We start from the raw sequence: 12,087 nt of genomic DNA, 5'->3' as shown, positions 1-12,087 counted from the left end.
AAACAGGGAGTTTACATGTCCAGGAAGAAAGTTCTTCTCGCCGGCGAGTCCTGGGTCTCGACCGCGACCCACATCAAGGGCTTCGACCAGTTTCCGACCGTGACCTATCACACCGGCGCCGATGAACTGCTGGCGGCGCTGAAGGATGGTCCGTTCGACGTCACCTTCATGCCCGCGCACGAAGCGCAGCGGAATTTTCCCCAGACCATGGAGACGCTTTCGGCCTATGACGCCGTGGTGCTTTCCGACCTTGGCGCCAATACGCTGTTGCTTCACCCCGACACCTGGGTCCACTCCAAGCCGACGCCGAACCGGCTGCGGCTGCTGCGCGACTATGTCGGCAATGGCGGCGGCCTCCTGATGTTCGGCGGCTATTACAGCTTCCAGGGCATCAACGGCGGCGCACGCTACCACAAGACGCCGGTCGAGGACGTTCTGCCGGTGACCTGCCTGCCGGTGGACGATCGCGTCGAGGTGCCCGAGGGCTATGCGCCGGTCGTTGTCGGCCCTCAGAGCCATCCAATCTTGAAGGGCCTGGGCAAGGATTGGCCGATCCTGCTCGGCTTCAACGAGGTCACGGTCAAGGAGGGCGCCGAAGTCCTCGCCACCGTGTCTTCCGACTACCGTTCCATGCCCCTGCTGGTGACCGGCAAATATGGCAAGGGCCGCACCGTCGCCTGGACATCGGATGTCGGGCCACACTGGCTGCCGCCGGGCTTCATCGCCTGGAATGGCTACAAGACACTCTTCGAACAGATGCTGGGGCTGGGCGACAGCCAGGGATTAGCCATGCGCGTCCATGTCGTCGGCAATGTCTGCGTCGATACGACGTTTCAGTTGGGCCGCTTTCCGCGGCCGGGCGAGACGTTGAACGCGTCCAGTCATATTGACGGACTTGGCGGCAAAGGGGCGAACCAGGCGGTGGCCGCCGCCCGCACCGGAGCCGATGTCCGCTTCCACGCGGCGATCGGCGACGACGCCGCCGGCCTTTGGATAGGGGAACAGTTGAGCCGCGACCTCGACGCCAGCCATCTGACGATGCTGGCACTGCCCAGCGACCGGTCGACGATCATCGTCGATGTGCGGGGCGAAAACCTCATCGTCACCGGCGCCAGCTGCGCCGCCGCCTTCGATCCGCTGGCCGACGGCGGTTTCGCGACGTCGATCGAACGCGGCGACATTGTGGTGATGCAAGGCAATCTTCTTCCCGATGTAACGACAGCCTGCCTGCAAGCGGCGCGCAGCGCGGGCGCCATGACGATCCTCAATCCAAGTCCGCTTGCGGTGGGTTCGACACCGTGTATGGGCGCCGTCAGCCTCGCTGTCGTCAACGCAGGCGAAGCAGAGCAACTGACCGGAACCGGCGATGCAGCCGCGGCGGCCCGCGAATTGATCCGTCAAGGCGCCGACAGCGCGATCGTGACGCTTGGTGCGGCCGGCTGCCTGGTTGCCAACCGCGAAGGACGGATCGACCGGTTCGCGGCGCCCAAGGTGGACGTGGTGGACACCAGCGGCGCGGGCGATGTCTTTTGCGGCTGCCTCGCAGGCTGCCTTGCGGCTGGCATCAGCCTCGCCGCGGCCGCGCGGATCGCGGTACGAGCCGCGGCCATTTCGGTCGGTCGCCCCGGCACGCTCGGCTCGTGCCCCGACAGGCAGGAGATGAAGATACTCATGGAAACGACGGAAGCGGAAACCGCATGACAACATCCCCCAACTCCATCGGCTCCAAGCAGGGCGCCGACGCGCTGCAGTCGATCTTCGGCCGAAAGAAAGTGGTCATCGGCGTCGTTCATCTGGCGCCCTTGCCGGGCGCGCCGCGCTACGATGGCGAGGCGGTCGAGACCATCTACCAGCGCGGCCTCGACGATGCCAAAGCCTATCTCGATGGCGGTTGCGACGGCGTGATCGTCGAAAACCATGGCGACGTGCCCTTCGCCAAGCCGGACGATATCGGCCCAGAGACCTCCGCTTACATGTCCGTCGTCTCCGACCGCATCCGCAGGGAACTCGGCCGGCCGATCGGCATCAATGTGCTCGCCAATGCCTCCATCCCCGCGCTGTCGATCGCCAGCGCCTCGGGTGCCTCCTTCGTGCGCGTCAATCAATGGGCGAACGCCTATGTCGCCAATGAGGGCTTTATCGAAGGCGAGGCGGCGCGCGCCATGCGCTTCCGTGCCGGGCTTCGCGCCAACGGCATCCGCATCTTCGCCGATGCCCATGTCAAGCATGGCGCCCATGCGATCGTCGGCGACAGGCCGGTCGAGGAACAGGTCAAGGACCTGGTGTTCTTCGATGCCGATGCGGTGATCGCCACCGGTCAGCGCACCGGCCACGCCGCCGACCTCGGCTATATCAGGATGATCAAGGAGGCCGCCGGGCTGCCGACGCTTGTCGGCAGCGGCGTGACGCCCGAAAATGCCAACGACATTCTCGACATTGTCGACGGCGTCATCGTCGCCAGCTCGCTGAAACATGATGGCGTCTGGTGGAATCAAGTCGATCCGCTGCGGGTGAAGGCCTTCATCAGCGGCCTCAAGCGATGAGTTTGACGCCTCGGATCGACGGCGACAGACTGCTCGGGCGGCTTGATGCTTTCGCTGGGATCGGGGCGACACCCGCCGGCGGTGTCAACCGGCAGGCGTTCAGCGTCGAGGATCGCAGGGCCCGGCGCCTCCTGGCTGAGCTGGCGCTGGAGCGTGGCTTCACGGTCTTTCAGGATGGTATCGCGAACCTCTTCATTCGCCGCGAGGGTACGGATGCCACTCTGCCACCGCTCCTGATCGGCAGCCATCTCGACAGCCAGCCGACAGGCGGCCGCTTCGACGGTGCGCTCGGCACGCTTTGCGCCTTCGAGGTGCTCGAAGCGCTGGAGGACGCACAGACTGAAACCCGAATGCCGGTCGAGGTCGTCGCCTGGGCCAATGAAGAAGGCAGCCGCTTCGCGCCGGGCGTCATGGGCTCCATGGCTTTCACAGGCGCGGATGCAGCTACCTGGAAATCCATTGTCGGCGCCGACGGTGCGCTCCTCGCGGCTGAGCTGGACGCGACGATCACCGCCTTGCCGGAGGCTGCCCTCCGTCCAACCGGCATGCCGATATCAGGCTATATCGAACTCCATATCGAACAGGGGCCAGCGCTGGAAAAAGAGCAGTTGCCGATCGGTGTCGTGACCGCCGTCCAGGGTACGCGCTGGCTGGAAGTCTCCATCCAGGGCACTGCCGGTCATGCGGGCACGACAGACCTTGCCTACCGCAGGGATCCGATGGTCGCAGCGATTGCCGCGATCCACAGGCTGCAGACGACAATCATGCCGCTCGACAGCAGCGCGCGGCTGACGGTGGGCCGGATCGCCGCCAGGCCGGGATCGATCAACGCCATACCGCAATCGGTGGCCTTCACCGTCGATATCAGGCATCCGCTGGCAGAGCAGCTCGATGTCATAGAGACCGAGGTCCGCCAGGTCTGCGCGGCGGAAGCAGAGGCCCAACATTGCACGGCAATGATCAAGCGATCGTTCGACATGCCCGGGGCGGCCTTCTCGCCCGATATGGTCAACCTCGTCGAGGAGGCCGTCAATTCCCTGGGGCTTCCGCACAAGCAGATGATATCGGGCGCGTTCCATGATGCGCTGTTTCTCGCCCGCGTCGCGCCTGCCGCAATGATCTTCGTGCCATGCCGTGATGGGCTTAGCCACAACGAGGCGGAGTATGTGGAACCTGCCGACGCAGTGACCGGCGCACGCGTTCTGCTGCGGACGGCCATCATGGCCGCCTCGCCGCGATGACCATTCATAGCACCCGTCTCTGACAGGCTGATCGCAGTCAGCCGACCAAACGCCGTTTCGAGGTGGCGACCGTCGCCGATCATGGTTGCCCCTGCCCCCTCGTCGACAAACCTTGCAGCTGTGTCCTCACAGCCCTTGTGGGCACCCATAAAATGGATGAATAGTCGGGACAGGGCGCTGCCCTGAAATTGCCGGCTTGCGGTTTTCAGGTCACGCCACAGCCGAGCCGGGTTTTTGAATGGTCAGCCCTGAACCGCGCAAGAGAAGAGGTCCGATCGCGTCGCGCCTTCTGGCGCTGGACGCCTGGATCGATTCCTCGCTCTATGAGATCGGGTTCAAGGCGCGGCAGTTCTGGGAGGCCGCAACGATCTTCTCGCGGCGCTTCCGTCTCAAGGGCTGGCGGCGCGGCATCATCGAGATTTTGAGCGAAGGTTTCACGCTCGGCGCCGGCGGCATCGTGGTGATGCTGGCCCTGGCCATTCCGGCGTTCCAGGACACGGCCGGCGACTGGCGCGCCCAGGGCGATTTCGCCGTCACCTTCCTCGACCGCTATGGCAACGAGATCGGCCAGCGCGGCATCATCCAGCGCGATTCCGTGCCCGTCGACGAGATGCCCGATCACGTCATCAAGGCAGTGCTGGCCACCGAGGACCGACGCTTCTTCGACCACTACGGCATCGACGTACTCGGCCTGTCCCGCGCGATCTTCGAGAATGTGCGGGCGAACTCGGTCGTCCAGGGCGGCTCGAGCATCACCCAGCAGCTGGCCAAGAACCTGTTCCTGACCAATGAGCGCACCTTCGAGCGCAAGATCAAGGAAGCCTTCCTGTCGCTGTGGCTCGAAGCCAATCTGTCGAAAAAGGAAATCCTGCAGCTCTATCTCGACCGCGCCTATATGGGCGGCGGCACCTTCGGCATCGAGGCGGCGGCGGACTTCTATTTCGGCAAGAGCGTCAAGGACTTGAACCTGGCCGAAGCGGCGATGCTGGCCGGCCTGTTCAAGGCACCGACCAAATACGCCCCGCACATCAACCTGCCGGCAGCGCGCGCCCGCGCCAATGTGGTGCTGTCGAACCTGGTCGATTCCGGCTTCATGACCGAAGGCCAGGTGCTGCAGGCAAGACTGCATCCGGCCGACGTCGTCGACCGCGGCGAACAAAAAAGCCCCGATTATTTTCTCGACTGGGCCTTCGACGAGGTCAAGAAGATCGCCAAGCCGGGCCAGCATTCGCTGGTTGCCCATACCACCTTCGACGCCAACATCCAGAAGGCGGCGGAAGAGTCCGTCGAGTTCCACCTGCGCCAGTTCGGCAAGGAGTACAACGTCACCGAAGGTGCCGTGGTGGTCATTGAGACCAATGGCGCGGTCCGCGCCATCGTCGGCGGCCGCGACTACGGCGCCAGCCAGTTCAACCGCGCCACCAAGGCGCTGCGCCAGACCGGTTCGTCCTTCAAACCCTATGTCTACGCCACGGCGATGGAACACGGCTTCACGCCCAACTCCATCATTTCCGGCGGTCCGATCAGCTGGGGCAACTGGTCACCGCACAATTACAGCGGCGAATCAGCCGGCAACATCACGCTGATCATGGCGATGGCCAAGTCGATCAACACCGTACCGGTGCGGCTGGCCAAGGACCATCTCGGCATCGCGCCGATCAAAGCGATGGCCGAGGCGATGGGCGTGGAATCGCCGCTCGAGGCACACAAGACGATGGTGCTCGGCACTTCAGGCATGACCGTGATGGACCAGGCGACGGGCTACAGCGTGTTCGCCCAGAACGGCTTCGTCGGCTCCCGGCACGGCATCACCCAGCTCGTCACCCGCACCGGCGACGTGGTGTATGACTGGACCAAGGATGCGCCGCCGCCGCACCGGGTGCTGTCCGAGCAGGCGCTGAAATCCATGAACACCATGCTGGCGGCCGTGCCGGTGATGGGCACGGCGCGGCGGGCGCAAATTCCCAACATCGTTGTCGCCGGCAAGACCGGCACGACGCAATCCTATCGTGATGCCTGGTTTGTCGGCTTCACCGGCAACTACACGGCGGCCGTGTGGCTCGGCAATGACGATTTCACCCCGACCAAGAACATGACCGGCGGCTCGCTGCCGGCGATGGTGTGGCAGCGCCTGATGGTCTACGCGCACCAGAACATCGACCTGAAGCCGATCCCCGGCATCGACAAACCTTTTGTCGACGAGGATATCGCGGCCAAGGCAGCGGAAGCGCAGAAGAAGAGCGAGGAACAGGCCGCGGCTGACGCGGCCGCCGAACGCCCGGCTGTGCTGTCCAGCCGGACCACGCAGACGCTGAGGGATATGACGCAGCTGTTCCAATCCGCCCCCAAACTCAACGCCGCCGCCTCGCCCGAAACGCTCTCGGCGCTGTGACTTCGGCCTCGGCGCGGACCAAGCCAACAGGCAAATCCATCACGCCCGCTTGCCACAGGGCCCCGCGCCGCGATATCCCCGAACGGCAATCCTTCGCGCACGCGGCCCTTCATGCTCAAGAACGCCTTCCTGATGCTGCTTTCGCTTGCCATAGCCATTGGCGGCGGCGGCGCCAGCGTCTGGTATGCGCTGAAGATCCAGGACGGCGTCGGCGCCATCCGCATCGGCCAATGGACGGCCTTCCCCGATATCGGCACTCCAGCAGCCGACCCCTACTCGAAGGCCCGCGTGGCGCGCGAGGGCGTGCTTGCACTCGGCCGCGCCGAAGGCCTGTCCTTCGTCGCCGAAAATGACGCTGCCGGCGACCAGCTCAAGCGGGAATGCAGCTACAGGATAGAGGGCGGATTCCCGACCGCCCGCTTCTGGACGCTCTACGCCGCCGATCAATCGCTCGGCGTCGTCGAGACCGGCAAGCCGCGGCTTGCCGCGCTTCAATCCTACCAGGTGCTGCGCCAGGCCGACAATTCGGTGACCATCTCGGTCGGCCATCACCCCATGCCCGGCAACTGGCTTCTGACCGACGGTTCTGGACGGATGTATTTCGTCCTGACCTTCTACGACACGCCGATCGCCAGCAGCACCGGCCTGTCGGACGTCTCGCTGCCCAGGATCGTGAAGGCCGGCTGCGATGCGTAATGTCCTGGCCACGCTGCGCCGTCTTTTCCACGCTGTGCTGCTCGGCCTGGTCGGCGCCGGCATTGTCCACATCGTGGTGCTGCTCCTGGTGCCGGAATTTTCGGAACGCGATGCCTGGTCGCGATTGTCCATGGCGTCCGATCTCTACCGGATGAACCGGCTCGATGCCGAGGCGGGCGGCGCGCCGGTGGTGAAATCGGTCGATCCGCTGTTCTACGCCACGGCCTGCCGGTTTGACCTCGAGGAAGGCATGGTCCGCATCAAGGCGCCGGGGAACGTCCCCTTCTGGTCGGTGTCGGTCTATGACCGCAACGGCCACAACATCTATTCCTTCAACGACCATACGGCGACCGGCGGCAAGCTCGATGCCGTGGTGCTGACGCCGGCGCAGATGATCGACGTGCGCAAGGATTTGCCCGAGGATCTGCAGGGAGCGATCTTCGTCGAAGCGCCGATCGACGAGGGCATCTTCGTCATCCGCAGCTTCGTCCCGGACGACAGCTGGAAGCCGATCGTGTCACGCTTTCTCGACCAGAGTTCCTGCGAGCTGCAGGATTTCTAGACCAATAGCCAGAGGCCCAGATCTAGTAGCCTGACGGAACGGACCAAGGCTTCAGTGGTGCGGCACCGGCGTCCGTGGCGATCCCGGCTTGTCGGGCCCGGCAGGCCGAGCTTCCCCGGTGCTGGACCGCTCATAGCGGATGCCTGGAAAGATGATCACCGCCGCCGGTATTTCGGTGGTTTGCTTGGCTCGATTGGTCGGTGCCGCACGCGGCACGAAAGACAGTACCATGCCCATGATTCGCGCATTCCTCTCGGTTTCCCCGGAGCACAACGCAACGCCTCCAAATATCATTAAGGCCGGCAGAGGGTTAACGGAGCGCTAACGGATCACCGCTAACTTGATCTTTGTCTTGAGGTCAGCAGGTTCTGACCAGGGCAATCGCTCAACCGACACAGTCCCGGTTGAGCGTGGTCAAGGCTATGAATCGAGTATCGGGTATCCTTCGTGTCATCTTCGGACTTCAGGCAAATCGCGATACGGACGGAATCGGGCAAGGCCGAAAGGCTGTTCCGCGCCGCGGTGTCGGCGTTCTGCTCGCTGACCCGCCCGTCACGCCGCGAGATCGGCCAACTCGAAGACCTGACGCTGCCGCTGTTCGACGATGTGTCCGTCGAATCGCGACGCTACGTCGCCGCCGCCCTTTCCGAATGTGAATATGCCCCTGCGGCGCTCGTGCGGCGCCTCTGCGAGGAACCGGTCGACATTGCCGCACCGCTTCTGATCCGTTCGCGCGCCGTCAGCGATATCGACCTGATCGCGCTGATCGGCCGGCACGGGCTGCCGCATGCGCGCGCCATAGCGCGCCGCAAGGACCTGAACCCGACCATTGCCGACCTGATCAGGGCGCTCGAACGGCCGACACTGGTGCGGGTGCGGGAACCGGACGTGCAAGCCCCCATGGCGCCAACCGTCGCAGCAGTGAATGCGGAAGCTGCCGCGGACAGTGCTTCAAGCCAACAGTCTCCCGGCATTGCCGCCGAGAATGCCCGGCGCAGGCTGCGCTCGATGATGCGTACCGGCGACGAAGCGTCGGCAGTGAAGGTCGATGCGTTCCCCGGCTCGGATACCTATGTCAAACTGCGCGAGACGGCGCTGACGGGAAATGCCGCCTTCTTCCAGACCGCGCTTGCGGATGCGCTCGACATTGATTTCTCGACCGCGCGCTCGCTGACTGCCAGCCAGAACTATGCCTCACTGCTCGCGGCGCTACGCTCGCTCGACTTCAGCGAGGACAGGGCCTTCCTGATCACCGTCGCCATCTACCCCAGCCTGTTCCCGCATCCGCAGGCCATCCGCACCTATCTCGACCGCTACCGCCTGCTGCATCGCGATGTGGCTCTGGACAGGGTGCGGGGATGGAAAGCCGAGGCCCTCTCCAGGATGGTTCGCGACGCGTCGCCCGCAAACAGCGACAGCCGCAGGGCATCGAACAGCGACGAAGCCTCAGCCCCTGCCCTCAAGGCGTCTTCACGGAAATAAGCTCCTCGACGGGAACGGTGCCGGCCTCGATCTCCACCACCCAGATGTCGGGATCGAACTTCTTTTCCCTCTCGAGACGGGCATCGAGCACGGCCGGATCGTCTTCGGCGGCGAGAAGGCTGAAGAAACGGTCGTCGGGCTTGGCCGAATCGTAGCTTGTCTGCGGCGCCGGCCCGTAGAGGGCGACGTCACCCAGCCTGCCCCGCGCCAGCACGAAAACAGCACCGGCCTCGGTCGCGCCACGGTTGACCACGGCGGCAAATCCGCCAGCGCCGAAAACGCGGCGCACCAAGGCAGAAACCCACAGATCCGATGTGACGCGCATAAGAAAGCTCCGAAAGCGTGCGCGGCTATCTAAAGCAGATGGCCGTTTCAAGGAAACGGCCATCTGCTCTAACTCTTTGTTTTGACGCAATTCCCTAGGGAAAGCGCTACGCGCTTTTCCCGGGAAAACCGTTCAAACTTTTCCTGGAATTGCTTGCCGATAATTCCGCCGCTCGGCGAGCCGTCGTTTCGGCCTCCTTGGCCGGACCTCAATTGGTCAGGCCGATCTCGCGCATCTTGACGTAGACGATCTCGTCGGGCTCGCCGGTCTGCGGCAGGCCGAACAGCGACTGGAATTCCTTGATCGCCGCCTTGGTGCGCGCGCCGACGACACCATCCAACTGCATGTCGTCATTGCCGAACGCCTTGAGCCCGGCCTGGATCTTGACGATGCGGGGGTCGGGTCCCTGGGTCGGGGCGGCATCCGTCTGCCCGGAATTCGTTTGCCCAGAATTTGTCTGACCAGAATTTGTCTGGAGGGACACCGGAACGGCGGCCTGCGTATCCGGGCGCGGCTGCGGTTTGGGCACGGAGGCAGTCTTCGGCGTTGCACCAAGCTGATCGAGCAACAGGGCATCGATCTCGCCGGAAGCGTTGAGGCCGACCTTCTGCTGGTAGGCCTGTATGGCCTTGCGCGTGTTGGGGCCGGAAATGCCGTCGACCGTGCCGGAATAGAAGTCGAGGTCCTTCAATATGCCTTGCACCTGCTCGACCACCGGATCACCCTTCATCGGTGCGGGGGCCGCATTGGGCCGCACGATGTTGATCGTCGTCTCCGGCTCGTCGGAGGCAGTGTGCGGAAAACCCTGGAAATTGCGGGTGGCGAAGAACGCCCCGGCATGCGGGAAAGGCTGATACCACAGCGCATTCGCCGAGACATAGAACAGCGTCACCAGGAATGCCGTCGACCCGCCGACCAGGACCGGATTGCGCGAAATCATCCCGCCGACGGCGATGGCGCCGTCCTGGAAGGCGTTGCTGCGGCGTTTGACCGCCTTAGGCTGTTTTGCGGAGCGAGCCATTTCTGTCCCCTTTCGCCCTCGTCACCGGCATCGTCAGCACCCCTGCCTCGTTCGCCGGACGCCCCTTCGGCCCGTTGACCGGCAGGCTGATGGTCACCGTGGTGCCCTCGCCCGGCATGCTTTCGATCGACATGGTGCCTTCGTGCAGCGCCACCAGCCCCTTCACCAGCGACAGGCCAAGGCCGGTCCCCTCGAAACGGCGCGTATAGTCGTTCTGGATCTGCGTGAAGGGCTTGCCGAGATTGGCGAAATCCTCCTCGGCAATGCCGATGCCGGTGTCCCTGACCCAGAAATGCAGGCGCGAACCGATCCGCTTGGCGCCAACGACGACATCGCCGCCGTCGGGCGTGAACTTGATCGCATTGGAGACGAGATTGATCAGCATCTGCTGCACGGCGCGGCGATCTGCATTGATGTCGCCGGCGTCGGGAGCGATCTGCGTCTGCAAATCGATGTTCTTGGCCTGCGCCTGCAGCCGCATCATCGACTGGCACATCTCGACGGCTTCCATAAACCGGAACGGCTCCGGGTCCGCCGTGTAGGCGCCCGATTCGATCCTCGACACGTCGAGTATGGACGTCACGACAGCCAGAAGATGCTGGCCCGAATCCCGCACCAGGGTGACATATTCCTTCTGGCGCGGATCCTTGAAGGCGCCGAACATCTCATGCAGCAGCATGTCCGAGAAGCCGATGATGGCGTTCAGCGGCGTGCGCAGTTCATGGCTGACCACCGCCAGGAACCGGCCCTTGGCCACTTCCGCGGCTGCCGCCGTCTCATTGGCCTGCGCCAGTTCCTCACGCAGGCGGGCAGTCTCGTCATTCTCGCGCAGCACCAGCGTGAAGACGTCGCTCTGCTCCTCGCCACGCAGCAGTTCGAGCAGGAATGGCCGGTAATTGTCGGCCATCAAGCGACTGTCACTTTGGCGCGTATCATTCTGGCCGTTGCCGTTCTGGGGCAGCCTGACGCGCAATTCGAGGCGGCGCGAGGCAGCACCATCGCGCATATCCGCCAGGGCGCTGAGATAGGAGACACGGTCCGACAGGTGGACACGGTCGAACAAGCCGGTTCCGGAAAGCAGTTCCGGCGGCAATTTCAAAAGCGTGCGTGCCTTGGCGGACGCATCGAGCACCTCGCCATGGCGGGCGACGCGCAGGATCACTGCGTCGATGATGTCTTCCAGCCGGTCGCCGGTATCGAGCGTATCGGCCGCACCGGCGCTATCGCGAAACGCCGACAGGCGCGGGATCAGCGTAAGCGCCCAGGCCAGCGGCACCAGCCAATGCCAGGCAGCGATCTGCGCGCCCGCGAAGGGCAAGAAGGCCGCAGCCAGAGGCTGAAGGGCGATGGCGGCAATGGCCGAGACCGCTCCCCACAGGACCGCACGCCGCGAAGCGCCGATCCACCAGGCTTCGAAGGGCAGCGCCACGGCAAGCACGGCGACGGGAGAACTCAACCCGCCGGCGGCGGCGATCAGACCGCCAAGCGCAACGGCCGCCATCGCCAGGGCAACCGGTGCCGCCACGGGCATCTTGCCGGTAGCCGCCACCAGCAAGGCGACGAACCAGCACAGACCGAAGGCGGCGAAGATAGCGGCCATGGTCACAGCGGCGCCCATGCCTGATGTGACCAGCGTGACCGCGGCACCCGCGGCGAAGAATGGCGCTGCCAGCATGACACCGATGAAACGGCGTTGGCGCTCGCGGCCGCTCTGCCCGAGAATGGAGGGATGGACCATACGTTCGCAACCGGCGGCAATCGCGCCAGGCAATTCAGCGTATCTGGCCTTGATCGGCATCAACTCAACGCACTCGCACTCGTCGTG

At 64.3% G+C, this 12,087-nt stretch carries 11 protein-coding genes and 1 pseudogene; 8 read left to right on the top strand and 4 right to left on the bottom strand.

Annotation, left to right across the window (positions count from 1 at the left end; translation table 11 throughout):
- Positions 1-15 precede the first annotated feature (15 nt).
- The 7 genes and pseudogenes from ACVILI_RS14085 (at position 16) to ACVILI_RS14055 (ending at position 7,434) form a co-directional block, all read left to right on the top strand.
- A pseudogene (locus ACVILI_RS14085) lies at positions 16-787 on the top strand (glutamine amidotransferase).
- A 2-nt stretch (positions 788-789) separates the two neighbouring features.
- Positions 790-1,701, top strand: coding sequence for a ribokinase (locus ACVILI_RS14080; RefSeq protein WP_038645573.1), 912 nt, complete (start codon positions 790-792; stop codon positions 1,699-1,701).
- Positions 1,698-2,543: a BtpA/SgcQ family protein gene (locus tag ACVILI_RS14075; protein WP_038645572.1), complete on the top strand. Its 846-nt coding sequence runs from the start codon at positions 1,698-1,700 to the stop codon at positions 2,541-2,543. Before ACVILI_RS14080 ends, ACVILI_RS14075 begins: the two co-directional genes overlap by 4 nt.
- A complete protein-coding gene (locus ACVILI_RS14070; protein ID WP_069091742.1) occupies positions 2,540-3,784 on the top strand; it encodes a Zn-dependent hydrolase in 1,245 nt (414 codons plus the stop codon). Before ACVILI_RS14075 ends, ACVILI_RS14070 begins: the two co-directional genes overlap by 4 nt.
- Before the next feature lie 238 nt (positions 3,785-4,022).
- The gene (locus tag ACVILI_RS14065) at positions 4,023-6,176 is read left to right on the top strand and encodes a transglycosylase domain-containing protein (protein WP_240564686.1); all 2,154 of its coding nucleotides are present in this window, start codon (positions 4,023-4,025) and stop codon (positions 6,174-6,176) included.
- A 111-nt stretch (positions 6,177-6,287) separates the two neighbouring features.
- Positions 6,288-6,872, top strand: coding sequence for a DUF1214 domain-containing protein (locus ACVILI_RS14060; RefSeq protein ID WP_019857122.1), 585 nt, complete (start codon positions 6,288-6,290; stop codon positions 6,870-6,872).
- Positions 6,865-7,434: a DUF1254 domain-containing protein gene (locus ACVILI_RS14055; RefSeq protein WP_038645568.1), complete on the top strand. Its 570-nt coding sequence runs from the start codon at positions 6,865-6,867 to the stop codon at positions 7,432-7,434. The genes ACVILI_RS14060 and ACVILI_RS14055 overlap by 8 nt, the downstream gene beginning before the upstream one ends.
- A 51-nt stretch (positions 7,435-7,485) precedes the next feature.
- Here the strand turns inward: ACVILI_RS14055 and ACVILI_RS14050 are convergent, their stop codons facing one another.
- The gene (locus ACVILI_RS14050; protein ID WP_056563609.1) at positions 7,486-7,671 is read right to left on the bottom strand and encodes a hypothetical protein; all 186 of its coding nucleotides are present in this window, start codon (positions 7,669-7,671) and stop codon (positions 7,486-7,488) included.
- A 210-nt stretch (positions 7,672-7,881) separates the two neighbouring features.
- Between ACVILI_RS14050 and ACVILI_RS14045 the strand changes: the two genes are divergently transcribed.
- Positions 7,882-8,916, top strand: a complete 1,035-nt coding sequence (locus tag ACVILI_RS14045) for a hypothetical protein (RefSeq protein WP_038645565.1) — start codon at positions 7,882-7,884, stop codon at positions 8,914-8,916.
- On the opposite strand, the gene ACVILI_RS14040 is transcribed toward ACVILI_RS14045, so the two are convergent.
- The 3 genes from ACVILI_RS14040 to ACVILI_RS14030 all read right to left on the bottom strand — a co-directional run bounded on the left by ACVILI_RS14040 (position 8,894) and on the right by ACVILI_RS14030 (position 12,000).
- Entirely contained in the window at positions 8,894-9,241 is a 348-nt protein-coding gene (locus ACVILI_RS14040) for a DUF1491 family protein (RefSeq protein WP_019857119.1), read from the bottom strand. The two genes, ACVILI_RS14045 and ACVILI_RS14040, sit on opposite strands and share 23 nt — an antisense overlap.
- A gap of 208 nt (positions 9,242-9,449) precedes the next feature.
- On the bottom strand, positions 9,450-10,262 hold the full coding sequence (locus ACVILI_RS14035; RefSeq protein ID WP_038645563.1) for a peptidoglycan-binding domain-containing protein: 813 nt from the start codon (positions 10,260-10,262) through the stop codon (positions 9,450-9,452).
- The gene (locus tag ACVILI_RS14030; protein WP_038652361.1) at positions 10,237-12,000 is read right to left on the bottom strand and encodes a sensor histidine kinase; all 1,764 of its coding nucleotides are present in this window, start codon (positions 11,998-12,000) and stop codon (positions 10,237-10,239) included. The genes ACVILI_RS14035 and ACVILI_RS14030 overlap by 26 nt, the downstream gene beginning before the upstream one ends.
- Positions 12,001-12,087: the final 87 nt, after the last annotated feature.

Source organism: Mesorhizobium sp. USDA 4775 (genome assembly GCF_054062655.1).
This window is presented reverse-complemented; position numbering and strand designations above follow the sequence as displayed.